This window comes from uncultured Xanthomonas sp., assembly GCF_964278005.1.
Taxonomy (GTDB): domain Bacteria; phylum Pseudomonadota; class Gammaproteobacteria; order Xanthomonadales; family Xanthomonadaceae; genus Xanthomonas_A; species Xanthomonas_A sontii.
Genome location: NZ_CAXYKF010000015.1, coordinates 569900 through 595889, shown reverse-complemented (window position 1 = coordinate 595889; position 25990 = coordinate 569900). Strand labels below are relative to the sequence as shown.

The 25990-nt window shown below is 70.3% G+C and carries 26 protein-coding genes and 1 riboswitch; of the genes, 7 read left to right on the top strand and 19 right to left on the bottom strand.

Going from position 1 to position 25990, the window contains the following annotated elements; translation table 11 throughout:
* The first annotated feature begins 62 nt into the window (after nucleotides 1–62).
* Nucleotides 63–2345, top strand: a complete 2283-nt coding sequence (clpA, locus tag ACHWVH_RS11115; protein ID WP_017908259.1) for an ATP-dependent Clp protease ATP-binding subunit ClpA — start codon at nucleotides 63–65, stop codon at nucleotides 2343–2345.
* Nucleotides 2346–2475: 130 nt separating this feature from the next.
* Here the strand turns inward: clpA and infA are convergent, their stop codons facing one another.
* From infA to trxB, 4 genes are all read right to left on the bottom strand, one after another.
* Entirely contained in the window at nucleotides 2476–2694 is a 219-nt protein-coding gene (infA, locus tag ACHWVH_RS11110) for a translation initiation factor IF-1 (RefSeq protein ID WP_004425677.1), read from the bottom strand.
* A gap of 92 nt (nucleotides 2695–2786) precedes the next feature.
* Nucleotides 2787–3524, bottom strand: a complete 738-nt coding sequence (aat, locus tag ACHWVH_RS11105; protein ID WP_152236882.1) for a leucyl/phenylalanyl-tRNA--protein transferase — start codon at nucleotides 3522–3524, stop codon at nucleotides 2787–2789.
* Nucleotides 3525–3546: 22 nt separating this feature from the next.
* On the bottom strand, nucleotides 3547–4671 hold the full coding sequence (locus tag ACHWVH_RS11100) for a GNAT family N-acetyltransferase (RefSeq protein ID WP_394687159.1): 1125 nt from the start codon (nucleotides 4669–4671) through the stop codon (nucleotides 3547–3549).
* Nucleotides 4672–4785: 114 nt separating this feature from the next.
* Nucleotides 4786–5754, bottom strand: coding sequence for a thioredoxin-disulfide reductase (gene trxB, locus ACHWVH_RS11095; protein WP_010341722.1), 969 nt, complete (start codon nucleotides 5752–5754; stop codon nucleotides 4786–4788).
* A gap of 287 nt (nucleotides 5755–6041) precedes the next feature.
* On the opposite strand from trxB, the gene ACHWVH_RS11090 reads away from it, so the two are divergent.
* The 3 genes from ACHWVH_RS11090 (at nucleotide 6042) to lolA (ending at nucleotide 11110) form a co-directional block, all read left to right on the top strand.
* Nucleotides 6042–8399, top strand: coding sequence for a DNA translocase FtsK (locus ACHWVH_RS11090; RefSeq protein ID WP_017913921.1), 2358 nt, complete (start codon nucleotides 6042–6044; stop codon nucleotides 8397–8399).
* A 71-nt stretch (nucleotides 8400–8470) separates the two neighbouring features.
* Nucleotides 8471–10399, top strand: coding sequence for a DUF3857 domain-containing transglutaminase family protein (locus ACHWVH_RS11085; RefSeq protein ID WP_394687179.1), 1929 nt, complete (start codon nucleotides 8471–8473; stop codon nucleotides 10397–10399).
* Between the two features lie 84 nt (nucleotides 10400–10483).
* Nucleotides 10484–11110, top strand: a complete 627-nt coding sequence (gene lolA, locus ACHWVH_RS11080) for an outer membrane lipoprotein chaperone LolA (protein ID WP_394687158.1) — start codon at nucleotides 10484–10486, stop codon at nucleotides 11108–11110.
* Nucleotides 11111–11161: 51 nt separating this feature from the next.
* Here the strand turns inward: lolA and dmeF are convergent, their stop codons facing one another.
* Nucleotides 11162–12265: a CDF family Co(II)/Ni(II) efflux transporter DmeF gene (dmeF, locus tag ACHWVH_RS11075; protein WP_394687157.1), complete on the bottom strand. Its 1104-nt coding sequence runs from the start codon at nucleotides 12263–12265 to the stop codon at nucleotides 11162–11164.
* Between the two features lie 104 nt (nucleotides 12266–12369).
* Here dmeF and ACHWVH_RS11070 point away from each other — a divergent pair, with 104 nt between their 5' ends.
* Together ACHWVH_RS11070 and crcB are read left to right on the top strand one after the other, a co-directional pair.
* A complete protein-coding gene (locus ACHWVH_RS11070) occupies nucleotides 12370–13743 on the top strand; it encodes a replication-associated recombination protein A (protein WP_150409089.1) in 1374 nt (457 codons plus the stop codon).
* 1 nt (nucleotide 13744) lies between these two features.
* Nucleotides 13745–13814: riboswitch (Fluoride riboswitch) on the top strand.
* A 110-nt stretch (nucleotides 13815–13924) separates the two neighbouring features.
* The gene (gene crcB, locus ACHWVH_RS11065) at nucleotides 13925–14344 is read left to right on the top strand and encodes a fluoride efflux transporter CrcB (RefSeq protein ID WP_017909551.1); all 420 of its coding nucleotides are present in this window, start codon (nucleotides 13925–13927) and stop codon (nucleotides 14342–14344) included.
* 16 nt (nucleotides 14345–14360) lie between these two features.
* Here crcB and ACHWVH_RS11060 read toward each other — a convergent pair whose 3' ends face one another.
* The 3 genes from ACHWVH_RS11060 to ACHWVH_RS11050 are packed head-to-tail and all read right to left on the bottom strand — an operon-like array spanning nucleotide 14361 to nucleotide 16638.
* A complete protein-coding gene (locus tag ACHWVH_RS11060; protein WP_043091995.1) occupies nucleotides 14361–14693 on the bottom strand; it encodes a DUF3325 domain-containing protein in 333 nt (110 codons plus the stop codon).
* Nucleotides 14690–16306, bottom strand: coding sequence for a PepSY-associated TM helix domain-containing protein (locus ACHWVH_RS11055; RefSeq protein WP_394687156.1), 1617 nt, complete (start codon nucleotides 16304–16306; stop codon nucleotides 14690–14692). Before ACHWVH_RS11055 ends, ACHWVH_RS11060 begins: the two co-directional genes overlap by 4 nt.
* Nucleotides 16303–16638, bottom strand: a complete 336-nt coding sequence (locus tag ACHWVH_RS11050; protein ID WP_267085304.1) for a DUF3649 domain-containing protein — start codon at nucleotides 16636–16638, stop codon at nucleotides 16303–16305. Before ACHWVH_RS11050 ends, ACHWVH_RS11055 begins: the two co-directional genes overlap by 4 nt.
* Nucleotides 16639–16953: 315 nt before the next feature.
* On the opposite strand from ACHWVH_RS11050, the gene ACHWVH_RS11045 reads away from it, so the two are divergent.
* Entirely contained in the window at nucleotides 16954–17313 is a 360-nt protein-coding gene (locus ACHWVH_RS11045) for a response regulator (RefSeq protein WP_152181338.1), read from the top strand.
* Between the two features lie 37 nt (nucleotides 17314–17350).
* Here ACHWVH_RS11045 and ACHWVH_RS11040 read toward each other — a convergent pair whose 3' ends face one another.
* From ACHWVH_RS11040 to ACHWVH_RS10990, 11 genes are all read right to left on the bottom strand, one after another.
* Nucleotides 17351–18004 carry a tetratricopeptide repeat protein gene (locus ACHWVH_RS11040; RefSeq protein ID WP_295907252.1) on the bottom strand — a complete coding sequence of 218 codons (654 nt, stop codon included), beginning with the start codon at nucleotides 18002–18004 and terminating at the stop codon, nucleotides 17351–17353.
* On the bottom strand, nucleotides 18001–18471 hold the full coding sequence (locus ACHWVH_RS11035) for a cytochrome c-type biogenesis protein (protein WP_267118165.1): 471 nt from the start codon (nucleotides 18469–18471) through the stop codon (nucleotides 18001–18003). The genes ACHWVH_RS11040 and ACHWVH_RS11035 overlap by 4 nt, the downstream gene beginning before the upstream one ends.
* Nucleotides 18468–19010 (bottom strand): DsbE family thiol:disulfide interchange protein, encoded by a 543-nt coding sequence (locus tag ACHWVH_RS11030; protein ID WP_394687155.1) that lies wholly within the window; start codon nucleotides 19008–19010, stop codon nucleotides 18468–18470. Before ACHWVH_RS11030 ends, ACHWVH_RS11035 begins: the two co-directional genes overlap by 4 nt.
* Nucleotides 19007–20977, bottom strand: a complete 1971-nt coding sequence (locus ACHWVH_RS11025) for a heme lyase CcmF/NrfE family subunit (protein WP_394687154.1) — start codon at nucleotides 20975–20977, stop codon at nucleotides 19007–19009. Before ACHWVH_RS11025 ends, ACHWVH_RS11030 begins: the two co-directional genes overlap by 4 nt.
* Before the next feature lie 37 nt (nucleotides 20978–21014).
* A complete protein-coding gene (gene ccmE, locus ACHWVH_RS11020) occupies nucleotides 21015–21497 on the bottom strand; it encodes a cytochrome c maturation protein CcmE (protein ID WP_295925773.1) in 483 nt (160 codons plus the stop codon).
* Entirely contained in the window at nucleotides 21481–21693 is a 213-nt protein-coding gene (gene ccmD, locus ACHWVH_RS11015; RefSeq protein WP_267085309.1) for a heme exporter protein CcmD, read from the bottom strand. The genes ccmE and ccmD overlap by 17 nt, the downstream gene beginning before the upstream one ends.
* Complete coding sequence (locus tag ACHWVH_RS11010) at nucleotides 21690–22496, bottom strand: heme ABC transporter permease (protein ID WP_295925767.1); 807 nt, start codon at nucleotides 22494–22496, stop codon at nucleotides 21690–21692. The genes ccmD and ACHWVH_RS11010 overlap by 4 nt, the downstream gene beginning before the upstream one ends.
* An 8-nt stretch (nucleotides 22497–22504) precedes the next feature.
* Nucleotides 22505–23833 carry a S8 family serine peptidase gene (locus ACHWVH_RS11005; protein WP_295925764.1) on the bottom strand — a complete coding sequence of 443 codons (1329 nt, stop codon included), beginning with the start codon at nucleotides 23831–23833 and terminating at the stop codon, nucleotides 22505–22507.
* A complete protein-coding gene (locus ACHWVH_RS11000; RefSeq protein WP_150409100.1) occupies nucleotides 23830–24471 on the bottom strand; it encodes a zf-HC2 domain-containing protein in 642 nt (213 codons plus the stop codon). The genes ACHWVH_RS11005 and ACHWVH_RS11000 overlap by 4 nt, the downstream gene beginning before the upstream one ends.
* Nucleotides 24471–25052 carry an RNA polymerase sigma factor gene (locus ACHWVH_RS10995; RefSeq protein ID WP_017913785.1) on the bottom strand — a complete coding sequence of 194 codons (582 nt, stop codon included), beginning with the start codon at nucleotides 25050–25052 and terminating at the stop codon, nucleotides 24471–24473. Before ACHWVH_RS10995 ends, ACHWVH_RS11000 begins: the two co-directional genes overlap by 1 nt.
* 63 nt (nucleotides 25053–25115) lie before the next feature.
* Nucleotides 25116–25817, bottom strand: a complete 702-nt coding sequence (locus tag ACHWVH_RS10990) for a hypothetical protein (RefSeq protein ID WP_295925761.1) — start codon at nucleotides 25815–25817, stop codon at nucleotides 25116–25118.
* Between the last annotated feature and the right edge of the window lie 173 nt (nucleotides 25818–25990).

Below are 25990 nucleotides of genomic sequence, written 5' to 3'. Positions count from 1 at the left end.
TAGGGTTGTGGAAATTCGCAACTCAAGCCACATATTGTCGGCAACAGACGTCGGAGTACACCATGTTCAGCAAAGATCTCGAGCAGACCATCGGCCAGTGCTACAAGCGCGCCCGGGAAGCCCGTCATGAGTTCATGACGGTGGAGCACCTGCTGTTGGCATTGCTCGACAATCCCTCCGCCCAGGCCGTGCTCAAGGCCTGCGGCGCCGACGTCGACCGCCTGCGCGGCGACCTGGAACAGGCCATCGAAGCCTCGGTGGCGCGCCTGGCCGACGACGATGGCCGCGACACCCAGCCCACCCTGGGCTTCCAGCGGGTGCTGCAACGGGCCGTCTACCACGTGCAGTCCTCGGGCAAGAAGGAAGTCAGCGGCGCCAACGTGCTGGTGGCGATCTTCGGCGAGAAGGACTCGCATGCGGTGTACTTCCTGAATCAGCAGGACATCACCCGCCTGGACATCGTCAACTACCTGTCCCATGGCATCGCCAAGATGGGCGAGGACGGCGAGCACGCCGCGCCGTCCGATGGCGAGCCCAAGGGCGAGGCGGGCGAGGGCGAGCCCAAGGGCGATGCCCTGGCCGAGTACGCCACCAACCTGAACGAGCAGGCCCGCAATGGCCGCATCGACCCGCTGGTGGGCCGCGCCGACGAGATCGAGCGCACCATCCAGGTGCTGTGCCGCCGCCGCAAGAACAACCCGCTGTACGTGGGCGAGGCCGGTGTCGGCAAGACCGCCATCGCCGAGGGCCTGGCCAAGCGCATCGTCGAGGGCACGGTGCCGGAGGTGCTGGCCGACGCGGTGATCTTCTCGCTCGACCTGGGCGCGCTGGTCGCCGGCACCAAGTACCGCGGCGACTTCGAGAAGCGCCTGAAGGGCGTGCTGACCTCGCTGAAGAAGGTGCCCAACGCGGTGCTGTTCATCGACGAGATCCACACCATCATCGGCGCCGGTTCCGCCTCCGGCGGCACCATGGACGCCTCCAACCTGATCAAGCCGGCGCTGTCCTCGGGCGAGCTGCGCTGCATCGGCTCGACCACGTTCCAGGAGTACCGCGGCATCTTCGAGAAGGACCGCGCCCTGGCGCGGCGCTTCCAGAAGATCGACATCGTCGAGCCGACCGTGGGCGAGACCTTCGAGATCCTGCAGGGCCTCAAGCCCAAGTACGAGGCGCACCACGGCGTGACCTACGCCGACGACGCGTTGCAGGCGGCGGTGGACCTGTCGGTCAAGCACATCGGCGACCGGTTGCTGCCGGACAAGGCGATCGACGTGATCGACGAGGCCGGCGCACGCCAGCGGCTGCTGCCGGAAGGCCAGCGCAAGGAGCTGATCGACATCGAGGAGATCGAGACCATCGTCGCCAAGATGGCGCGGATCCCGGCCAAGCAGGTCAGCGCCACCGACAAGGACGTGCTGCAGCACCTGGAGCGCAACCTGAAGATGGTGATCTTCGGCCAGGATCCGGCCATCGAGACGCTGGCCTCGTCGATCAAGCTGGCGCGCTCGGGCCTGGCCAACCCGGAGAAGCCGATCGGCAACTTCCTGTTCGCCGGCCCCACCGGCGTCGGCAAGACCGAGGTCACCAAGCAGCTGGCGCTGCAGCTGGGCATCGAGCTGGTGCGCTTCGACATGTCCGAGTACATGGAGCCGCATTCGATCAGCCGCCTGATCGGCGCGCCCCCGGGCTACGTCGGCTTCGACCAGGGCGGCCTGCTGACCGAGAAGATCGTCAAGACCCCGCACTGCGTGCTGCTGCTGGACGAGGTGGAGAAGGCGCATCCGGACATCTTCAACATCCTGTTGCAGGTCATGGACCGCGGCGTGCTCACCGACACCAACGGGCGCGAGGCCAACTTCAAGAACGTGATCCTGGTGATGACCACCAATGCCGGTGCCACCCAGGCCTCGCGGCGCTCGATCGGCTTCACCCAGCAGGACCACTCCACCGATGCGATGGAGATCATCCGCCGCAGCTTCACTCCGGAGTTCCGCAACCGCCTGGACGCGGTGGTGCAGTTCCAGCCGCTGGCCTTCAGCCACATCCTGCGCGTGGTCGACAAGTTCGTGATCGAGCTGGAGATGCTGCTGCAGGAGAAGCACGTGTCGCTGTCGGCGACCCCGACCGCGCGCGACTGGCTGGCCCAGCACGGCTTCGACCCGCTGATGGGCGCGCGGCCGATGGCGCGGGTGATCCAGGACAAGGTCAAGCGTCCGCTGGCCGACGAACTGCTGTTCGGCAAGCTGGTCAACGGCGGCCGCGTCACCATCGACGTGCGCGACGGCGAGCTGGTGGTCGATACCCAGGCCGAGCCGGAGCGCCTGCTGCCGGCCACGGTGGACTGAGGCCGGGCCGACAGGCACGACGAAAGGCGGCTGCAGAGGCTGCAGCCGCCTGGCGAGGTCACCGTCGTTCCATCGTTGCAGACGCGAAAGGCGGCCAGTGGCCGCCTTCTTCATGTCCGCCCGTGGCGGATTACTTCATGCGGTAGGTGATGCGACCCTTGGTCAGGTCGTACGGGGTCATTTCGACCTTCACCCGGTCGCCGGTCAGGATGCGGATGTAGTTCTTGCGCATGCGGCCGGAGATGTGGGCGATGATTTCGTGCCCGTTTTCCAGCTTGACCCGGAACGTGGTATTGGGCAACGTCTCGCTGACGGTGCCTTCGAATTCGATGGAGTCGTCTTTCGACATGTAATCCTGTGCGATTCGGAACGGCCAAAGGCCTGAAGAGCGAGGATTTTACTCGCCTGGGCCGCGCCATGCAAAGTTTGCGTTAATCCCGCTCAGCCCTGGGCCAGTTCCGCGGCCGCCAGGGTGCCGAAGCGCAGCGTCCACGGCGCGGTCTCGGCAGTCGCGGCCACCAGCGGCGCGATGGTGTCCAGGAACCGCGCACGCGGCCAGCGCTCGGCGCCCAGGCTGAGCAGGTGGTCGTTCTCCACCTGCGCGTCGATCAGCGGCCAGCCCCAGCCGTGCAGGCGCCGCGCCAGTGCCGCCAGCGCGACCTTGGAGCCGCCGCTGCGGGCACTGAACATGCTCTCGCCGAAGAACATGCGCCCGCGGGCCACCCCGTAGATGCCGCCGACCAGCTCGTCGCCGTCGAACACTTCCACCGAATGCGCGTGGCCGGCCTGGTGCAGGGCCAGATAGGCGTCGCGCATCGGCGCGGTGATCCAGGTGCCGTCCTGGCCGCGGCGGGGGAGTTGCGCGCAGGCATCGATGACCTGGGCGAAGGCGGTGTCGGCGCGCACGGTCCACGGACAGTGGCGCAGGCTGCGGCGGAAGCGCGAGGACAGGCGCACGCCGTCGCTGCGGAACACGGTGCGCGGGTCCGGACTCCACCACAGGATCGGCTCGCCGTCGGAGTACCAGGGGAAGATGCCCTGGGCGTAGGCCGCGAGCAGGCGCGTCGGCGACAGGTCGCCGCCGACCGCGAGCAGGCCGTCCGGCTCGCGCAGGGCGCTGGACGGCGGTGGGAACGGGGCGGCGGGATCGGCCGCGAGCAGGGCAGGGAGACGACGCATCGCCGGCAGCGTAGCCGATGCCTCAGGCGTCGTGGCGGAACGGCGAGTGGCGCTGCAGCGCCGCCGCGTGCTGGCGCACCTCGGCGCGCTCCTGCGCGCACCACTCGGCCAACGGCACGCGGAAGCCCGGGTCGGCGATCCAGTGGCGGCTGCGCACCAGCCGCGGCAGGAAGCCGCGGGCGATCTTGTGCTGGCCCTGCGCGCCCGGCTCGAAGCGGGTCAGGCCCTCGCGCAGGCAGTACTCGATGCCCTGGTAGTAGCAGGTCTCGAAGTGCAGCCCGGGCAGGGGCTCGCCGCCCCAGTACCGGCCGTACAAGGTGTCGCCGCCGCGCAGGCAGAACGCCCCGGCCACCGGCGTGCCGTCATGGATGGCGAGGAAGATCAAGAGGTTGCGCGGCATCGTGCGCGCAAGATGCGAGAAGAAGTCCAGGGTCAGCGCCGGCGAATTGCCGTAGTCGTCGAAGGTGCGCAGATAGAAGCCGTACATCGCCTGCAGGTCGGCGGCGCTGGCCTCGTCGCCGTGCAGCACGCGGAAGCCGATGCCGGCGCGCTGCACCTTGGCCCGCTCCTGGCGGATGTTCTTGCGGTGCTTGTGGTCCATCGCGCCCAGGTAATCGTCGAAGCCGGTCCAGCCGGCCTCGTTGTGCCACTGGTACTGCACGTCGTTGCGCTCCAGCCAGTCGGCGCCGAACGCGGCGTCCTCGTCGGCGCGGTGGAAATTGACGTGGGCCGAGGACAGGCCGGTGCGCTCGGTCAGCGCCCGCATGGCCGCGAGCAGTTCCTGCTGCGCCGCCAGGTCGCGGGCGAGCAGCCGCGGCCCGGTCACCGGCGAGTAGGGCACCGCGCACAGCCACTTTGGGAAGTAGTCCTGGCCGTAGCGCGCATAGGCATGCGCCCAGGCATGGTCGAACACGAATTCGCCGTGCGAGTTGCTTTTGACGTAGCCGGGCGCCGCCGCGACCAGCGCCGCGCCGTCCCACACGGTGAGATGCAGCGGGCTCCAGCCCCAGTCCGGGCGCAGGCAGCCGTGCTGTTCCAGGCCGGCCAGGAAGGCGTGGGCGACGAAGGGATTGCGACCGTCGTGCAGGGCGTCCCAGTCGGCGGCGGCGACCGCATCGAGCTGGTGCAGCCAGCGGATCCGGCTCATCGCCGGCGCTGCTCGCGGTGGAAGGCGGCGCAGCGGCCGCCGGCGCCACCGGCCGCGCGCGCGGGCGCACGGCCGCTGCCGGCCTGACGCCGGCAGTTCAAGGCGTGCGCGGACTCAGGCACCCTTATCCAGATAGCGCTCGGCGTCCAGCGCGGCCATGCAGCCGAAGCCGGCCGAGGTGATCGCCTGGCGGTAGTGCTGGTCGGCGACGTCGCCAGCGGCGAACACGCCCGGCACCGAGGTCTCGGTGGCGGCGCCGCCGAGGCCGGAGCGGATCTCCAGGTAGCCGTTGTGCATGGCCAGTTGGCCGTCGAACAGTTGGGTGTTCGGGTGATGGCCGATGGCGACGAAGAAGCCGTGCGCCTCCAGGTCGCGGGTGCTGCCGTCCTGCACCGACTTGACCCGCACGCCGGTGACGCCGGCCTCGTTGCCCAGCACCTCGTCCACCTGGTGATGCCAGACGGTCTCGATCTTGCCGGCGGCGACCTTGGCGAACAGCTTGTCCTGCATGATCTTTTCCGCGCGCAGGGTGTCGCGGCGGTGCACCAGATAGACCTTGCGGGCGATGTTGGACAGGTACAGCGCCTCTTCCACGGCGGTGTTGCCGCCGCCGACCACGACCACGTCCTGGTCCTTGTAGAAGAAGCCGTCGCAGGTGGCGCAGGCGGACACGCCGCGGCCCTTGAACGCCTCTTCCGAGGGGATGCCCAGGTACTTGGCGGTGGCGCCGGTGGCGATGATCAACGCATCGCAGGTGTAGTCGCCGCTGTCGCCGCTGAGCCGGAACGGGCGCTGCGACAGGTCGGCGGTGTGGATGTGGTCGAAGATCACCTCGGTCTCGAAGCGCTCGGCATGCGCCTGCATGCGCGCCATCAGGTCCGGGCCCATCAGGCCGTGGGGGTCGCCGGGCCAGTTGTCGACCTCGGTGGTGGTCATCAGCTGGCCGCCCTGCTGCAGGCCGGTGATCACCACCGGCTTGAGATTGGCGCGCGCGGCGTAGACCGCGGCGGTCCAGCCGGCCGGGCCGGAACCCAGGATCAGCAGGCGGGAATGCTTGGCGGAATTGGCGGCAGAGGGGCTCATGTATACTCGCGAACAGGGTGAAATGGCGGCGGAAACGCGGCATTGCGCGGGTTCCGGCGAAGGCGCATAGAGTGGCGGCCGGCCTGGAACGAATCAAGCCGCGTGGCGGAAACGCTGCGGCCCGTCGCCACCACCGGCTTCCCGCGTGTGTCGTTGCCCGCCTTCACTGGGCGCTGCCGGGCCAGGTCTGCGAAAGACCGGACGATTCAGGTACCGCCTGCTGAAATGCAAGGGCGAGTCGTTTATTATCAATCACTAACGATGCATTTCTAAGGTCTGGTCATAGCGTGGCGAAGCAGGTTCCGGAACGCGGCAAAACCCAGGGCGCCAATGCGGCGGCACGCAAGCAGGGCGCCGCGCCCAACCCACGCCGGCAGAAGCTGTGGCGCGATCTGGCGCTGATCGCGATCGCGCCGCTGCTGCTGTACCTGCTGGCCAGCCTGGCCACGTACTCGGCGACCGATCCGGGCTGGTCGCATACCGGCAGCGTGGTCGCGCCGGTGCACAACATGGGCGGCAAGTTCGGCGCCTGGATCGCCGACGTTCTGCTGCAACTGTTCGGCTACGTGGCCTTCCTGCTGCCGGTGGTCATCGGCGCGATCTCCTGGATCGCGCTGTTCGGCATGGACCAGGACGGCGATGGCGAGGCCGACCTCGGCCCGGCGCTGCGCCTGGTCGGCATCGTCGGTTTCCTGATCGCCGCCACCGGGCTGCTGCACCTGCGCCTGTTCGCCGGCGACGTGGCCGGCGCCGGCGGCATCCTCGGCAAGCTGGTCGGCAATTCGCTGGGCGCCGGGTTCGGCGCGCTCGGCGCCAACCTGTTCGTGCTGGTGCTGTTGCTGGTGTCGGTGACCCTGGCCACCGGGCTGTCCTGGTTCGCGGTGATGGAGCGCATCGGCAAGGCGGTGATGACCCTGCCGGCGCTGGCCCGGCGCGGCACCCAGCAGGCCAACGAATGGCAGCAGACCCGCGCCATGCGCGAGGAACGCGAGGAAGTGCGCAAGGTCGACGCGGTGCAGCGCGCCAAGCGCGAGCCGGTCAAGATCGAGCCGCCGCCGGCGCCGGTGGTGGAGAAGAGCGAGCGCGCCAAGCGCGAGCAGCAGATCCCGCTGTTCCACGGCACCGGCAGCGACCCGTCCGGGGTGCCGCCGCTGGCCCTGCTGGACGACCCCAAGCCGCAGGCCAAGGGCTATTCCGAGGAGACCCTGGAAACCCTGTCGCGGCAGATCGAGTTCAAGCTGAAGGACTTCCGCATCGAGGCGCAGGTGGTCGGCGCCTATCCGGGCCCGGTCATCACCCGCTTCGAGATCGAACCGGCGCCGGGCATCAAGGTCAGCCAGATCAGTTCGCTGGACAAGGACATCGCCCGCGGCCTGTCGGTGAAGTCGGTGCGCGTGGTCGACGTGATCCCCGGCAAGTCGGTGATCGGCCTGGAGATCCCCAACGTCAGCCGCGAGATGATCTATCTCAGCGAGCTGCTGCGCTCCAAGGAATACGACAAGTCGGCCAGTCCGCTGACCCTGGCCCTGGGCAAGGACATCGCCGGGCGTCCGACCGTGGCCGACCTGGCGCGCATGCCGCACCTGCTGGTCGCCGGCACCACCGGCTCGGGCAAGTCGGTGGCGGTCAACGCCATGGTGCTGAGCCTGCTGTACAAGGCCTCGGCCAAGGACCTGCGGATGCTGATGATCGACCCGAAGATGCTCGAACTGAGCGTCTACCAGGGCATCCCGCATCTGCTGGCGCCGGTGGTCACCGACATGAAGGAGGCCGCCAACGGCCTGCGCTGGTGCGTGGCCGAGATGGAGCGCCGCTACAAGCTGATGAGCGCGGTCGGCGTGCGCAACCTGGCCGGCTTCAACAAGAAGGTCAAGGATGCGCAGGACGCCGGGCAGCCGCTGATGGACCCGCTGTTCAAGCCCAACCCGGACCTGGCCGAGGCGCCGAGGCCGTTGGACACACTGCCGTTCATCGTCATCTTCATCGACGAATTCGCCGACATGATGATGATCGTCGGCAAGAAGGTCGAAGAGCTGATCGCGCGCCTGGCGCAGAAGGCCCGCGCCGCCGGCATCCACCTGATCCTGGCCACCCAGCGCCCGTCGGTGGACGTGATCACCGGCCTGATCAAGGCCAATATCCCGACCCGCATCGCCTTCCAGGTCAGCTCCAAGATCGACTCGCGCACCATCCTCGACCAGTCCGGCGCCGAGACCCTGCTGGGCCATGGCGACATGCTGTACCTGCCGCCGGGCACGGCGATGCCGGACCGCGTGCACGGCGCCTTCGTCAGCGACGAGGAAGTGCACCGGGTGGTCGAGCACCTCAAGGCCAGCGGCCCGGCCGACTACATCGAGGGCGTGCTCGACGAAGTGCAGACCATGGGCGACGGCACCGTGATCGGCGCCACCGGACTGCCCGAAGCCGGCGGCGGTGGCGGCGACGAATCCGACCCGCTGTACGACGAGGCCCTGCGCATCGTCACCGAGACCCGCCGCGCCTCGATCTCCGGCGTGCAGCGGCGGCTGAAGATCGGCTACAACCGCGCCGCGCGGCTGATCGAGGCGATGGAAGCCGCCGGCGTGGTCAGCCCGCCCGAACACAACGGCGACCGCAGCGTGCTGGCGCCGCCGCCGCCGAAGTGACGCGCACCGCGCCGTCCGCCGGCCGTGGCCGGCGTCTGCCTGACCGGAGGCCTGCGCGCGCCTCGCGCTGGCTGTTCGGCGCGGCGCTGCTGGCGCTGTCCGGCCTCGCCGGCGCGCAACCGGCGCCGGCCGCGCATTCCAATGCCGACCAGACCGCGGGCGCGGCGACTGCCCCCGTGGTCAGCAACAACTACAGCTACGTGCGCTACCGTGCCGATTACGAGGTGCGCGAGGACGCCACCAGCGTCGAGACCGACGAGTACGAGCTGCTGCTCAAGACCAAGGCCGGCGTCGACCAGTTCAGCCAGGTGCGGCTGGGCTACAGCGAGAAGCTGGAGACGCTGGAGGTGCTGGCCGCCTACACGTTGACCCCGGACGGGCTGCGCCACGACGTGCCGGCCGACAAGATCTATACCCAGGAGAGCTATTCCAGCGCGACGGCGGCGATGTACGCCGACCGCAAGGTCAAGGTGGTGGTGTTCCCCAACCTGATGCCCGGCGCGCGCCTGGTGTACCGGGTGCGGCGCACCCAGAACGTGCCGTACTTCCCCGGCTACTTCAGCCTGTGGGAGACCTTCAGCGTGTTCTCCCAGTACGACGACGCCACGGTGACCCTGGTGGCGCCGCGGCGCCTGCAGATGCACCTGTACACGCGCGGCGTGCAGGGCAGCGATACGCCGACGATCGACGGCGAACAGGCCCGCTGGGAGTGGCGCTACAGCCGCCGCGAGCCGATGAAGAGCCAGAACTGGTCGGCGGCCACCTGGGAATTCAGCCCGACCATCATGGCCAGCAGTTTCCGCCGCTGGTCGCAGATGGCCCAGGCCTACCAGCACAGCAGTGCCGCCGCCGCGCAGGTCACGCCCAAGGTGCGCGCCCGCGCCGAGCAGATCACCGCCGGCATCGTCGATCGCCGCGCGCAGGCCGCGGCGCTGTACGAGTGGGTGGCGCGCAACATCCGCTACGTGGCGGTGTACCTGGGCAACGGCGGGCTGCAGCCGAACAGCGCCGACAGCATCCTCGACAACCACTACGGCGACTGCAAGGACCACACCGTGGTGCTGGAAGCGCTGCTGGCGGCCAAGGGCATCGCCAGTACGCCGGTGCTGATCGGCGCGCAGGGCGGGCCGACCCTGCCGGAGGTGCCGGTGCTGGGCCGGTTCAACCACGCCATCACCTATCTGCCCGAGTTCAAGCTGTACGTGGATTCGACCAGCCCATACGCGCGTTTCGGCCAGTTGCCTGCCGGCGATCTGGGCGCGCCGGTGCTGCACACGGCCGACGGCACCGTGGCGCGCACGCCGCCGGACGACGCCAAGCGCAACCGCTACCTGGCCGAGACCGACTACCGCTTCGACGCCGACGGCGGCGTCAGCGGCATCACCCGGCTGGATAGCGGCGACGTCGGCGAGGTCGGCCTGCGCACGATGTTCGTGCAGCTCAACGCGCAGAACCGCACCCGCATCGAGGAATCGATCGTCGCCGCGTCCGGCTTCGACGGCAGCGGCGAGTTGCTGCTGCAGGGCACGCCGCAGGACCTGAGCCGGCCGTTCGGCTACGCCTACCGCTTCCAGGCCCACGACTACGTCGACTTCGGCGTGGTTGGCGGCATGAGCCTGCCGTTGATGCCCGGCGCCGATTCGGTGCGCGGGGTCTACAGCACCGCCTCGGCCGAGCGCAACCTGACCCCGTTCTACTGCAACGACAACGCGCGCAGCGAGACCTACCGGCTGACCTTCCCGGACAGCGTGCCGATCATCGCGATTCCGGCCGACACCCATTTCCGCAACGCCGCCGGCGAGTATGCCGCGACCTGGGTGCGCGAAGGGCAGACCGTGACCGCCACGCATACGCTGCACCGCCGCGCGATCCACGGCCCGGCGGCGCTGTGCCAGCCGCAGGACTACGCCGCCTTCCGCGAGCTGTACCAGCAGGTGCGGCGCGGCTTCCGCGGCCAGATCCTGTACGGCGACCTCGGCCGGATGCAGACCGGGCCGTAGACCTGGCGCGGCCGGCCATCCTCTGATCGCCTATTCAGGCGCGGCGCGTCACACTTCCCACACTCCATCCGGAAACCCATCCGCATGCTTCGCACACTCCGCTACACCGTCCTCGCCACCGCGCTGCTGGCCGGCTCCGCCTTCGCTGGCGCCCGCGAGGACCTCACCGCCTTCACCCGCGGGCTGAAGGGCCTGGACGGCCAGTTCGCGCAGAAGGTCTACGACGGCAAGGGCACGCTGAAGGAAAGCTCCAGCGGCCGCGTCGCGCTGTCGGCGCCGCGCCTGTTCCGCTGGGAGTACCGCAAGCCCTATACCCAGCTGATCATCGCCGACGGCAGCAAGGTCTGGGTCTACGACCCGGACCTGAAGCAGGCCACGGTGCGCGCACAGGGCAGCGAGGAGCAGAACAGCCCGCTGACCGCGCTGATCGACCCAGGCAAGCTCGACCGCCAGTACGACGTCAGCGAGGAGGCGGTGGCCCGCGACGGGCTGCAGTGGCTGACCATGACCCCGAAGGTGGACACCGAGGCCAGCTTCCAGATGGCCAAGCTCGGCTTCGACCGCAACGGCCTGGCGCGTATGGAAGTGGTCGATCCGGTCGGCCAGCGCACCGACATCAGCTTCAGCGACTGGAAGCGCAATCCGGCCTTCGCCGCCGGCACCTTCCGCTACGTCCCGGACAAGGACGTGGACGTGGTCGGCGACCGCTGAGCCAGCCGCCCCGCCGCCGCGCGCCGGGTCGGTGCGCGGCGGCCTTTCCGCTCAGTTGGGGCAGGTCTGCACTTCGATGCTGACGTGGCCCAGCGTGGCCACGCCCTGCAGGCGTGCGTGGTAGAACGCCGCCGGCCGCGGCTTGTGCGTCACCAGCGACACGATCGCCGCATGCTGGCCGGGGCCGACCCGCCACACGTGCAGGTCGGCGATGCGCTCGTCGTCCTGCTGCAGGCGGTCCCGGATCTGCGCCTGCAGCGCCGCCGGCGCCGAGGCGTCGAGCAGCACCGCGCCGGTGTCGCGCAGCAGCGCCAGCGACCAGCGGGCGATGACGATGGCGCCGACGATGCCCATCAACGCATCGGTCCAGGTCCAGCCCAGGTACTTGGCCAGCAACAGGGCGACGATCGCCATCACCGAGGTCAGCGCGTCGGCCAGCACGTGCATGTAGGCTGAGCGCAGGTTGTGATCGGCGTGCGCGTGGCGGTCGTGGCTGTGCGCGGGCGCGGCATGGGCGTGCGCGTGCCCGTGGTGATCGTGCGGGTGGTGATGGCCGTGACCGTGCGCATGATCATGGTCATCATGGTGCGCGTGCGCATGCTCGTGATGCCGGTGCGCGGTGTGGGCATGGCCGTGATCGTGGTCGTGATGATCGCCGTGGCCGTGGCCATGGCTGTGCCCATGATCGTGGTGGTGATCGGCGCCGAGCATCCAGGCGCTGAGCAGGTTCACCAGCAGGCCCAGCGCCGCGATCCACAGCGCCTCGTCGTAGGCGATGTGCACCGGCTGCGCCAGGCGCAGTGCCGACTCCACGCCGATGCCCAGGGCGATCAGCGCCAGGATCAGCGCGCTGGAGAAGCCGGCCAAGTCGCCGACCTTGCCGGTGCCGAAGGTGAAGCGCGGGTTGTGCCGGTGCCGGCGCGCGAACCAGTACGCGAAGCCCGCCAGCGACAGCGCCCCGGCGTGGGTGGCCATGTGCAGGCCGTCGGCCAGCAGCGCCATCGAGCCGGTCCACCAGCCGGCGACGATCTCCACCAGCATCATCGCGGCGGTCAGCGCCACCACCGACCAGGTCCGGCGCGCATTGCGCTCGTGGCGGGTGCCGAGGAAGTCGTGCTGATGGGTGAACGCGTCCAGGGTGTCGTGGTGGCTCATGGCGGGGTCGGCCGGGCAGGGAGGCGCCGCGATTCTAGCGCTGGCGTCGGTGCCACGCAGGATTGCGGCACGGCGTATACGGGCCTCGGCGATAGAATGGGCAGATGGCCAAACGCAGACCCTTCGCTTCCGATACCCCCGACCTGTTGAGCGTCGACCGCGAGGCCATGCGCCCGCTGGCCGAGCGCATGCGTCCGCGCACGCTCGACGAGATGGTCGGGCAGAAGCGCCTGCTGGCGCCGACCAGTGCGCTGCGCCGTGCGGTCGCGTCCGGCCGGGTGCACTCGATGATCCTGTGGGGGCCGCCGGGCTGCGGCAAGACCACGCTGGCGCTGCTGCTGGCGCAGTACGCCGAAGCCGAGTTCAAGGCGATCTCGGCGGTGCTGTCCGGCCTGCCGGAGGTGCGGGGGGTGCTGGCCGAGGCCGCGCAGCGTTTCGCCGATGGCCGCCGCACCGTGCTGTTCGTCGACGAGGTGCACCGCTTCAACAAGGCGCAGCAGGACGCGTTCCTGCCGCACATCGAGCGCGGCACCATCCTGTTCGTCGGCGCCACCACCGAGAATCCCTCGTTCGAGCTGAATTCGGCGCTGCTGTCGCGCTGCCGCGTGCACGTGCTGGAGGCGGTGTCGCCGCAGGACATCGCCGAGGCGCTGCAGCGGGCGCTGCACGATCCCGAACGCGGGCTCGGCGCCGAGCCGTTGCGGGTGTCCGATGCGGCGCTGCTGGAGATCGCCGGCGCCGCCGATGGCGACGTGCGGCGCGCGCTGACCCTGCTGGAAATCGCCGCCGAACTGGCCCAGGACGAGGGCGGCGAGATCACCGCGCAGACCCTGCAGCAGGTGCTGGCCGACCGCACCCGCCGCTTCGACAAGGGCGGCGAGCAGTTCTACGACCAGATCTCGGCGCTGCACAAGTCGGTGCGCAGCTCCAATCCGGACGCGGCGCTGTATTGGCTCACGCGCATGCTCGATGGCGGCTGCGATCCGTCCTACCTGGCGCGGCGGCTGACCCGCATGGCGATCGAGGACATCGGCCTGGCCGATCCGCGCGCGCAGTCGATGGCGCTGGAAGCCTGGGATATCTACGAGCGCCTGGGCAGCCCCGAAGGCGAACTGGCCTTCGCGCAACTGGTGCTGTACCTGGCCAGCACTGCCAAGTCGAATGCCGGCTATGCCGCGTTCAACCAGGCCAAGGCCGAAGTGCGCGAGACCGGCACCCAGGAGGTGCCGCTGCATCTGCGCAACGCGCCGACCAAGCTGATGAAGACCCTGGGTTATGGCGCCGACTACCAGTACGACCACGATGCCGAGGGCGGCATCGCCCTGGACCAGACCGGCTTTCCCGATGCGATGGGCGAGCGCGTCTACTACCGGCCGGTGGAACGCGGCCTGGAGATCAAGCTCAAGGACAAGCTGGATCGCCTGCGCGCCGCGCGCGAGCAGGCGCGGGCTGACAAGGCCGGGCGATCGGCTTCATAATCGGCGCACAGGAGATGGCATTCCTCCTCGAACCGCCCGCAGCATTGCGCGCTGATGATGCCTGCCCAATCCCCGCCGGGGTGGCAGGCGTGCGCCCCGGCATCGTCCTTGTGGAGAATCCGATGCCCGTTCCTTCTCTTTTTTCTGCTGCCGCTCCCGCGTTCGTTTCGCGGAGGCGCGCATGAACCTGACCCTGTGGTGGCAGCAATTGCTGCTGGCGATGGCCGGCGGTGCGGTCGGCTCCGGTCTGCGCTTCGCGGTGGGCAGTGCGCTGCTGCAGCGCTACGGCGCCGGCTTCCCGTGGGGCACGCTGGCGGTGAACCTGGCCGGCGCCTTCGTCGGCGGCTTCCTGCTGGTGTGGATCGAAGGCCGCGGCGCCAGCGCGCCGTACTGGCGGGCGCTGCTGATCGTCGGCCTGGTCGGCGGGCTGACCACGTTCTCCTCGCTGATGATGGAAAGCATGGTGTTCGTGCGTAACGGCCGCCTCGGCATGGTGCCGTTGTACCTGGCGATCACCCTGGCGGCGGGGCTGGTGCTGGTGTTCGCCGGCGCGCGCACCGCGGCCGAACTGCGGGCACCGACGGTGACCGCCGACCGCTGAACAGCCGGGCGCGCGCTTATCCCAACAACGCGGCGCCCACGCCCAGCGGCGGCGCCAGCAACGCCAGCGGCACGATCAGCCGCGGCCGGTACGGCAGCAGGCCCAGGGTCAGCAGCGCCGCGCTGGCGCTGAGCGAGCCCACCCACAGTACCGGGCCGATGCCCCAGCCGCGCGCGGCCACGCAGCAGGCGAACGCCGTGCCCAGCAGCAGCCAGCCGGCGGCCTGCAGTTGCCGCAGGCGCGGCGCGGTGGCGCGGCGTGCGCCGTACAGGTCGAGTTGGTGCTTCTCCATGCCCAGGCACAGCGCGACGAAGCCGGAGAAGGCCAGGCACAGGCCGAGGACGGTCATGCGGCCTCCGTTGCCAGGACCGGCTTGCCGGATCCGCCGCGGTCGCGGGCGCGGCGTTCGGCCGCCGACAGCGGCGGTTGCCAGCGCTGCATGCGCCGCGCGGCCAGCGCCAGCGCGATACCGAGGAACAGGCAGACCAGGTCGAATCCGGCCAGCGCCCAGTCGCCGGCCAGCAGGCTCACCCCCAGGTGCGCATCGGTGGTGACGGCGTTGAGCAGCGGCAGCAGGCCGAACAGTGCCGCGCCCGCGTACAGTTGCCAGGCCCACATCGCGCGCTTCGGCCACACCTGCGCGGCGACCAGGGCCGCGGCCCAGGCCAGGAAGAACACCGCCGCTTCGCTTTCCGGGCGCGATTCCAGGTGCAGCGGCAGCAGCCGGTTGCCCCAGAAATAGGCGGCGAAGGCGATCGGCAGCCCGGCCACGGTGCCGATGTTGAGTGCGTCGACCAGACGCATGCCCATGCCGATGCGGCCGGCCTTGGCGTGCTTGGGCCGCTCCTTGACCGCCCACAGGATCGCGCCGCTGGCCACCATCAGGCAGCCGAGCAGGCCGCAGCCGAAGAACAGCCAGCGCAGCCAGGGACCGGCGAAGTGCGCCAGATGCAGGCCGTACAGGGTGCTGCGGGTTTCCGCGGCGACGCCGAGTTCGCCGCTGCGGCCGAGGATCTGCCCGCTTGCCGCGTCCAGCAGCAGCGACGGTGTGCTGTAGCCCAACCGCTGGCCGTCGCCCTGGCGGATCTGGATCGCCGCGGCGGCGTCGCCGGCGTTGTACACGGTGAAGCCGGCGATCGGCGCCTGCGCGCCCCATTCGCGGCGGGCCACGTCCAGCAGTTGCGCGATCGGCAGCATGTGCCCCGGCGTGCCGCTGGCCTCGCGCAGGTTCTGCGGCTCCTGGAAGGCGTCGGCATAGAACGCCTGCTCGGCGTCGGGATAGGCGGTCTGGATGCCCCAGGGCAGGTACATCAGCATCAGCGTGACCAGCCCGGTGTAGGTGATCATCGCGTGGTAGGGCAGGGCGAGCACCGCGCTGGCATTGTGGAAGTCCAGCCACGAGCGCTGGCCCTTGGCGGGGCGGAAGGTGAAGAAGTCCTTGAAGATCTTCTTGTGGGTGATCACGCCGCTGATGATCGCCACCAGCATGAACATCGCGCAGAAGCCGACGATGTAGCGCGCCCACAGCGCCGGGATGTAGTGCAGGTCGAAGTGCAGGCGGTAGAAGAAGTCGCCGCCGCGGGTCTCGCGGGTCTGGCTGGCCTCGCCGCTGACCGGGTCGAGCAGTGCGTTGCCGAACAGTTCCTTGCGGCCCGGGCGGCTGCCGTCGGCCGGCGGCGGATTGCGCCAGAACAGGTCGGTGAACGGCGCGCGCGGGTTGGCCAGCGATACGAACCACTGCGGCGACCGTGGCGCCTCGCGCTGCAGCAGCGCCACCGCGCGGGCGGCGACCACGTCGGTGCTCGGCTGCGCACGCGGCAGTTCCGGACGCATCCACCGACTGATCTCGTTGCGGAAGTAGCTGGCGGTGCCGGCCATGAAGATCAGCAGCAGCACCCACGACACCAGCAGGCCGCTCCAGGTGTGCAGCCAGGCCATCGATTGGCGGAATCCCTGCTTCATGGCGCGTGCTGCTGCAGCCAGGCGATGGCCAGCGCCATCGGCGCCAGCAGCGCGGCGATGCCCAGCCAGGCGCGCCCGGCGCTGCGCGCGGCGAACGCCCACAGCGCGGTGCAGGCGCAGACCAGGATGCCCAGCATCATGCCGCTCAACACCGCCTGCGCACGCACCGATGGCCAGAGCAATGGCAGCAGCACGGACGTGGCCGCGGCCAGCGCATAGCCGCCGACGATCGCGGCCAGGGTCCGCGCCAGCACGCCCAGCCAGGGCGGCCAGGTGCGCCCTGGCGGCTTGGCCGAAGCGTCAAGATCGCGAAGCGAAGTGGAAGAAGACATGCAGGCCCGTGGTAAAGGCACCGGCTGGGCAGCGAGGCAGCGCGTGGCGACGGTGGTGGATGGCAGTTGGTTAATGATACTCATTCTTATTATTGCGGCGCAAATGTGGAGTGAACACCGTCCCGGTAGCGAATGCGGCAACACAGAGGTCGCGGTACGCCGCCGGGCAGGGATGCATCGTTGCATGTCCCGTGATCGCGCCTCGCTGATGCGCCCGTGCGGCGCATATGCACGGGCGACCAGCCAGTTGACGATGGCGGTGTCCGCCGGACTTCTGCACCATCGACAACGCCATTTACCAAACGGGCGCATGTCATGAAGATTTTGATAGTCGATGAAAACCGAACGATGCGGCGCATCACTCGCCATCTATTGCGCCAGCTCGGCTACGAGGACGTGGTGGAAGTGAGCGATGGCGAGGCAGCGCTGGCGGCAATGCGCGCGCAACGGATTGATTTGGTCATTGCCGACGCAAATACGGAGCCGATGAGCGGCCTAGAGTTGTTGCAGTGGGTTCGCTACGACGCAGGACTGAAAGACACGCCGTTCGTGATGCTAGTAATGGACGATCGCAGCGAGAAAATTATCTCAATCCGCGAGGCCGGAGTGAGCGCGTATCTTGTCAGGCCGTTCACGGCGGACACGTTGAAGCAGACCCTGGACTATTTCGTTTGAACGGACCGCCGGCGTCCATTCGGTCGATGCGACGATTTCAACGCGGCTCGGTGCTAGCCGCTGGGACGGGCGTGGTGACCATCGCTTCTGCAGCGGCGATCTTCTGCGTCACCGCCTCGCGCAGTGGCGACGACGCCGGCAGCAAGGTAGACAGATGGTGCCAGTCGCCGGCTGCATCGGCATAGCGCTGCTGCTGGAAGGCGGCGATGCCGTGCATCCATAGGGCGCGCTGGTTGTCCGGCTGCTGCGCCAGCACCCGGTCGAGCATGGCGCGTGCGGCGCTGCCCACCGTGAGATCGGCGCGTTGCGCCATGTCGGTCTCGGACCAGCCGAGCAGGGCCTCGACGTTGTCCGGGGCGATCCGCAGCGCCTGCGCATAGGCCTGCTGCGCTTCGTGCGGGCGCTGCGCCTGTTGCGCATCCCAGGCCTGCTGCAGCCAGCCTTGCAGCAGTTGCGCGGTCTGGTCCGGCGCGGGCGGCGGCAGCGGTTGCAGCGGGACGCCGGCCAGGGCCGTAGGTGTGCCGACGCGCCAGTACAGGCCGGCGCCCAGCAACGGCAGCAGCAGCGCAAGCAGCAGCGCGACGCCGCGTTGCCGACCCGCGCCGGAACGCTGGACGAGCAACGGGCGCAACACCGCGAACAGGGCAATGCCCAGCATCGCGGCGGCGGCGAGCAGAAAGCCGGGCGTCACCAGGCGTCCTCCGCTTCCGTCGTGACGGCGCCAAGGGCGCGGCGGCGTTGCCGCAGCGTCGCCAGCATTATCGCGGCGCCGCCCAGCAGCAACAGCGCCGGCCCGAACCACAGCAGCCAGGTGCCCGGCGCCAGCGGCGGGTCGTACAGCACGAAGGCCGAGTAGCGATCGACCATGTACTGCTTGATCTGCGCATCGCTGCGCCCGGCCTGCAGTTGCGCGAACACCTGGTGGCGCAGGTCGCGCGCCAGCGTCGCGTCGGAGTCGGCCAGGTTCTCGTTCTGGCACACCAGGCAGCGCAACTGCGCGGTCAGTTGCTGGAAGCGCTGTTCCTGCGCGCGGTCCTTGAAGGGGAGTGGGTCCACCGCCTGGGCGAAGGCCGGCACTGCACCGCCCAGTAGCCACAGCAGCACCAACAGCCGCCACCACGGCGTGCGCCTGCGCGTCCGTGCGACCAGCACGCTCATCGACGTGCTCCGTCGAGCGCGGCAATCGCCGGACGCAGTTCGTCGGCCAGCACCTGCGGCGTCAGTACGCCGACGTGCTTGTAGCGGACCACGCCGTCGGCATCGATCAGGAAGGTCTCCGGCGCACCGTACACGCCCAGGTCGATTGCGCGCTGGCCATCGGCGTCCACCAGCACCAGCGCATACGGATTGCCGCGCTGCGCCAGCCAGGCGCCGGTGTCCTGCGGCGCGTCGCGGTAGGCGTAGCCGACCAGGGGCACACCCAATTGCCGGGCCTGCGCCATCAGCAGCGGATGCTCCTCGCTGCAGGCCATGCACCAGCTGCCGAACACGTTGAGCAGATACGGGCGGCCGCGCAGTTCCTGGCTGCCGCTGCGCAGGTCAGGGCGGTCCAGGCGCGGCAGCGCGAACGCCGGCACCGGCTTGCCCAGCAGCGGCGAGGGCACCTCGCGCGGGTCGTGGCTGCGGCTCCACCACAGGCCGAACCCGAACAACGCGGCCAGCAGCACGAACGCGGCCAGCGGCAGCAACCGGCTCATGGTACGGCTCCGGCGAGCGCGGCCGGCGCGGTAGCGCTTGTCGCGGCCGGCTGCGCACGCAAGCGGCGCGCGCCGGCGCTGACGAAGCCACCGAGCATCATCAGCAGGCCGCCGGCCCAGATCCAGCGGATGAAGGGCTTGTCGTACAGGCGCAGGGTCCAGCCGTACTCGATGTGCTGGTCGTCGACCGGTTCGCCCAGGGCGACGTACAGGTCGCGCAGCACGCCGGCGTCGATCGCCGCCTCGGTCTGGATCCGCTCGCTGCTGTACAGGCGCTTCTGCGGATGCAGCACCGCCACCACGGCGCCGTCGCGCAGCACGCTCACCGTGCCTTGCTCGGCCTTCCAGTTGGGGCCATCGATCAACTGCACGCCATCGAAGCGAAAGCTGTGCGCGCCGATCTGCGCGCTCTGGCCGGGATCCAGGCGCACGTCGCGTTCCACCGACAGGCTGTCCGACAGCAGCACGCCGGCCACGAACACCGCGACCCCGGCATGCGCCAGCAGCATGCCGGCCAGTTCGGCGGGGAAGCGCCGGCCACGCGGCGCGCTGCGCCAGCGGGTGAGTGCATACAACGCGGTGCCGACGCCGACCCAGACCGCGGCGGCGACGCCGGCCACCGCGCGCAGCGTGCCCGCGCTCAACAGCCACGCCAGCAGCGCGCAGGCCAGTGCGGCCAGACCGGCGCGCGCGGCCACCGCGCGCAGTGCGCCGGGTTCGGTGCGGCCCCAGCGCAGGTAGGGACCGAACGGTAACAGCAGCACCACCGGCAGCATCAGCAGCGGGAACAGCAGGCCGAAGTAGGGCGGCCCGACCGAGATCTTGCCCAGCCGCAGCGCATCGCCGAGCAGCGGGAACAGCGTGCCCAGCAGCACCATCGCGGCGGCCACGCTGAGCATCAGGTTGCCGACCAGGATCGCGGTCTCCCGCGACAGCGCGGCGAACGGCTTGCCCGCGGCCAGGCGCGGCGCACGCAGTGCGTACAGCAGCAACGAGCCGCCGACCACCAGCACCAGGAAGCCGAGGATGTACAGGCCGCGACGCGGGTCGGCGGCGAAGGCGTGTACCGAGGTCAGCACGCCCGAGCGCACCAGGAAGGTGCCCAGCAACGACAGCGAGAACGCCAGGATCGATAGCAGCAGGGTCCAGGCGCCGAGCGCGCCGCGCTTCTCGGTGACCGCCTGGGTGTGGATCAGCGCGGCGCCGACCAGCCACGGCATGAAGCTGGCGTTCTCCACAGGGTCCCAGAACCACCAGCCGCCCCAGCCCAGTTCGGCGTAGGCCCACCAACTGCCGGCAACGATGCCGGCGCTGAGGAAGCCCCAGGCGACGTTGGTCCACGGCCGCGCCCAGCGCACCCAGGCCTGCTGCTGTTCGCCGCCGAGCAGGGCGGCGATGGCGAAGGCGAAGGCCACCGAGAAGCCGACGTAGCCGGTGTACAGCACCGGCGGATGCAGCACCATGCCCGGATCCTGCAGCACCGGATTGAGCTCGCTGCCGTCGCGCGGCATCGGCGACAGCCGTACGAACGGGTTGGAGGTGAACAGGACGAAGGCCAGGAAGCCGCTGGAGATCAGCCCGAGCACGCCGAGCACGCGCGCGGCGAAGGCCTCGGGCAGATGCCGGCCGCTGCGTGCCAGCGCCACCGTCCACAGGTTGAGGATGGCGATCCACAGCAGCAGCGAGCCTTCGTGCGCGCCCCACACCGCGGCCAGCCGGTAGTACCAGGGCTGCGCCAGGTTGGCGTTGGCGGCGACGTAGCGCACCGAGAAATCCAGTTGCAGCAACACGTTGCCGAGCAGGCCGAAGGCCAGCCAGGCGAAGCCGGCCTGGGCGTAGGCGGCCGGCCGCGCCACCGCCATCCAGGCGCGCTGGCCGCGCCAGGCGCCGAGCAGCGGCAATACGGCCTGCACCAATGCCAGCAGCAGGGCCAGGATCAGCGCGCACTGGCCGAGTTCGGCGCTCATCGCGCGTCGTTCCCGGCGCGGTGGGGCGCGATCGGCCTCATGGCCGTGCCGTCGCCGCAGCGGCCGCCGCGGTGTTGCTGCCGACGTGGGCGCGATCGGCATGCGCCTGCGCCATCGCGTCCTTCAGTTCCTGCGGCATGTAGGTCTCGTCGTGCTTGGCCAGCACTTCGGTGGCGACGAAGCGCGCGCCCTGCATCGAGCCGGTGGCGATCACCGCCTGGTTGTCGCGGAACAGGTCGGGCAGGATGCCGGTGTAGGCGACCGCGGTGGCACCGGCCTTGTCGATCACGGTGAACTGCACCTGTAGCGCATCGGCGCTGCGCGTGATCGAGCCGGCCTTGACCATGCCGCCGAGCCGGAACACCCGGTAGTCCCGGGCCGCGCCGGCCTGCACCTGGCTGGGGGTGAACAGGTAGCTGACGTTGTGCTGCAGGGCCAGCACGAACAGGCCGGTGGCCAGCGCCGCGGCGCCGAGCAACAGCAGCACCAGCAGCAGGCGGCGCTTACGGGTGGGATGCATCGTGCGCTCCATTGGTCGCAACGTTGCCGCGGGCACGGCGTGCCTGTTCGCGCGCCACTTGCGCACGGATGTCGGCGAGCAGGCGGCGCTGGCGGCGGCGCGGCAGCAGGCTGTCCAGAATCAGCACCAGCAAGGCCAGCGCGTACGCGCTCCATACGTAGACGGCGTAGCCGCCCATCGCCCAGAACGCGTTCATGCCGCGTGTTCCGCGGGCAGCGGCACGACATCGGCGGGCGTCGCCGGCACCGGCGCGGCCTGCAGCGCGATCGCACGCACCCAGGCCTTGCCGCGCTCCAGCGCCAGCAGGTCGCTGCGCATGCGCCCGCACAGGCTGGCGACGTAGTAGCACTTGCTGGCGACCACGCCGGTCAGCAGCGGCCATAGCATCGACAGCGGCATCGTCGACGGGCCCAGCACGCGCACCGTGGAGCCCTGGTGCAGGGTGTTCCACCACACCACCGAGTAATGCACGATCGGCAGGTTGATCAGTCCGACCAGCGCCAGCAGCGCGGCGGCGCGCGCGCCCTGGCGCGGATCGTCGATGGCACGGTGCAGGCCGATCACGCCCAGATACAGGAACAGCAGCACCAGTTCCGAGGTCAGCCGCGCGTCCCAGGTCCACCAGGTGCCCCACATCGGCCGGCCCCACAGCGAGCCGGTGCACAGGGTGACGAAGGTGAAGGCCGCGCCGATCGGCGCCGAGGCCATGCAGGCGATTTCGGCCAGTTTCACCCGCCACACCAGCGCGACCAGGCCGGCCACCCCCATCGCGGCGTAGACGAACAGGCTCATCCACGCGCATGGCACGTGCACGAACATGATGCGGTAGGCGTCATGCTGCTGGTAATCCGGCGGCGCCAGCACCAGCCCGCCGTAACAGGCCACGGCGCCGAGCAGCACGGCCGCGGCCAGACTCCACGGGCGCACCGCGCCGGCCACGCGGTAGAAGGTCGGCGGCGCGCCGAGCCGGTGCAACCAGAGCGGAATCCAGGAACGCATGGGGGCCTTCAGCGGGCGAGGGGAGCGCTGCGCGGCAACGCCTGTACCGCGGCGGCGGCGTCGACCTGCAATAGGCCGTCGCGCGTGCGGCTGGTGCGCAGCAGCAGCTCGTGCACGCTGCGCGCATCCAGTTGCGGCGCCAGCGCCAGCAATAGCGCGACCACGCCGCTGACGTGGGCAGTGGCCATCGACGAGCCGGAAGTGAAGTCGTAGCCGCCGTTGGGCTGGGTGGTGAGGATGTCCTCGCCCGGCGCGCTGAGCACGCCCGCCGGCGCCGGGGCGGTGGCGCTGCTGCGCACCACGATCACCCCGGGAATGCCGTCGGGAAACCCGTCCAGGCGGCCGTTGGGCGGCATTGCCGCGACCACGATGCGGCCATCGCGCAGCAGCTGTTCCAGCAGCTTGCGCAGCAGCGGGTCGGCCGGGCCGCCGAGGCTGAGATTGATGATGCGGGTGCGGGTGTCGCCGATCGCCGCCAGCGCCTTGGCCAGGGTGAAGGAGTTGCAGCCGGCGCCGGCGCCGGGGCGCTGCGGATACCAGCAGGCCTTGTACACGTCGAGCATCGCCTTCGGCGCGATGCCGACGATGCCCAGGTGGTTGTTGCTGCCGGCGGCGATGATGCCGGCGACCTCGGTGCCGTGGTGGTCGCGGTTGAACGCGCCCGGGTCGGCGGCGACCAGGTCGCGGGTGTTGCGCAGGCGCCCGCGCAGGTCCGGGTGCGCGGTGTCCACGCCGGTGTCGACGATCGCCACGTCCACGCCCTGGCCCTGGCTCAGCGCCTGCGCGGTGGCCGCGTTGGTCGCGGCGAAGCCGCGCTGCATGTCCACGTAGGGATCGTTGTAGCGCAGCGGCTGCGCCGGTGCGGCCGCAGCCTGGCTGTCGGTCGAATAGGTGCCGAAGTCCTGCAGCGGCTGCGACAGCGCCACCCGGTCGTCCTTGGCCAGTTGCGCCAGCAGCGCGGCGCGGTCGCTGCCCGGCGCCGGCTCCAGCACCACGCAGTACAGCCCCAGCGCCTTGATCGGCCAGCCGGCGACCTGGCGCAGGCCGTAGCGCTTGTTCAGCGCGTCCAGGGTGGCCACCGCCTGGGTGCCGGCGCCGTAGTAGCGGGCGGAGGCGTAGCCGAGCAGGTTGGAGCCGGCGTGGCGGCTCGGCGCGGCCATCGGGTTGGCCACGGCGAGGACGATCTGGCGCTGGCTGTCCAGCGCCGGCGACGGATCCAGGCTGGGCGCCTTGGCGTGCGTGGCGGGCGCCGGATCGGCGACGGCCGCCGGCGCGGCATGGGCGCAGGCGCCCAGGCCCAGGCAGGCGAGGAGCAGGCTGGCGAGATGCAGCTTCATGGCGCGGCGATCGGCTCCGCCAGGCGGATGCCGGCGGTGGCGCGCAACTGCTGCACGCTGCGCTGCGGCTGCGCCGGCGACCCGGCCTGGGTCGGCACCACGGTGTAGGCGCCGGCCGCGTTGGGGCCGCCGATCACCCGCAGCTGCAGCTTGCGCAAGAGTGCGTCCCAGTCGGCCAGGGTCATACGCGCGTCCGGCACCACCCGGATCGCGTCGGCCGCCAGCGGCTGCGCGGCATCGCTAAGGGTGCGGTAGGCGGTGCTGCGTTCGTGCTCGGCGGACAGGCGCATGCCCAGCACGCCCAGGCCCACCGCCTGCAGCAGCGCGGCGGCGACCAGCGCCCGCGTAGTCCAGCTGGCGCGGCCGCGCTGCGGCGGCGCCTGCGGAACCGGCGCGTCCAGGCGCTGCAGCAGGCGCTGCAGCCCGGCCTCGGCGTCCACCGGCACGTCGCTGGGCAGGGTCATGGCCATGCGCAGGCGGCTCTGCTGGGCGAACTCGGCGCTGCAGTGCCGGCATTTGGCCAGGTGCGCGACCAGCCACTCGTTTTCGGCTTCCGTGGCGCTGTCCTGCAGCACCCACGGCATCAGGTCCCAGGCATGCGCGCACTCGTTGCCCGGCTCGTTGAAGCCCGTTTTCATCACGCGCTCTCCGTCAGCGTGGACGCATCGCCGGCCAATCCCGGCAACACGTTGCGAAGTTTGACCCGGGCATGGAACAACCGGGCTTTGATGGTGCCCACCGGGCACTGCATGATCGCGGCGACCTCTTCCAGCTTGTGGCCGAGGCCGTAGACCAGTTCCACCACCAGGCGCTGGTCGGCCGACAGGCGTTCCAGGCCCTTGCCCAGCCAGTCGCGCAGCTCGCGGTCCTCGTCCGGGTCGGCCGCCGCGGCGTGGTCCTCGGCGGCCACGCCGTCGTCGATGGCGTCGTCGCTGTGGTGGCGGATCGCCTTGAGCCCGCAGCGGTAGGCGATGCCCATGATCCAGGTCGAGACCTGCGAATCGCCGCGGAAGTCGCCGGCCTTCTGCCAGACGATCCAGAAGCAGTCGTTGATCGCTTCCTCGATGATGTCCGGGCGCCGGGTCAGCCGCGACAGGAACCGGCACAGGCGCCCGTGGTAGGCGCGGTACAGGCGGGTCAGCGCCTCGCGGTCGCTGGCGGCCATGCGCCGGAGCAGCATGCGGTCGGTGGCATCGCCGAGCAGGTCGGTGTCGTTCATGGGGGCAGGTGTGGCAACGGGCACCGGTATGTGCCGGGGCGGCACGGAAAGGTTGCGCTCGCCTCAGAAGCTGCGGGAGACGCTGGCCACCCACGGCCACAGGCCGCGGTCGGCATAGCCGGTGCGGGCGTTGCTGAACACACGGTCCACCTCCAGGCTCCAGCGCCCGGCGTTCCAGATCAGTCCGGCGTGGCCGTAGCGATAGTGCGCCGTGTACTCCAGTCCGTACAGCGCCGGCGGTGCCTGGCTGACGCCGACCCCGGCCGACAGCGACAGCGGGCCGGTCAGTGGCTGGTGCGCGGTCAGGTCCAGCGCCCCGTACCAGCGCTGCTGCAGGCCGCTGTCGGGCATGCGGAAGGCGGCCAGCGACAGGCTCAGGCGGTCGCGGTAGCTCCAGCCCAGGCTGACCTCGTCGCGGTTGAACAGGCGGTTGGCGCGCGCGCCGGGGTAGCGGTACAGCAGCGCCTCGGCCTGCAGTTGCCAGCTGTCGGACACGGTCCAGCTGCGCGACAGGCCGAGGCTGCTCATCAGCACCGTGCCCGGCGCGTCCAGCGCCACGCTGGCCGAGCCGCTCAGCGACCAGCCCGGCGCCGGCAGCCAGAACAGCGCGCCCTGCAAGGTCGGGGTAGCGCGGGTCACGGCGATGCCGCGGTCGACCAGTTGCGAGCTGATCCCGGCGGCGCCGCCGACATCGCCGGCCATCGCCGCCGGTGCATGCAGGGCGGCCAGCGCCAGGGCCAGCGCGGCGCCGGCGCACGGATGCACTGACCGCCGGGCCGCGGTGCCCGTCCTGCAACGCTGGGCGACGGCGGGTGGCCGGGACGAGGCACCGCGGACGGCAGGCAAAAAACGCACGGTGACTCGATGCTCGCAGGTCAGGAATCGGGCACGGGCGCGGCACGCTGGCCGGCCCGTCGGGCGCCGAATATGACCGGATC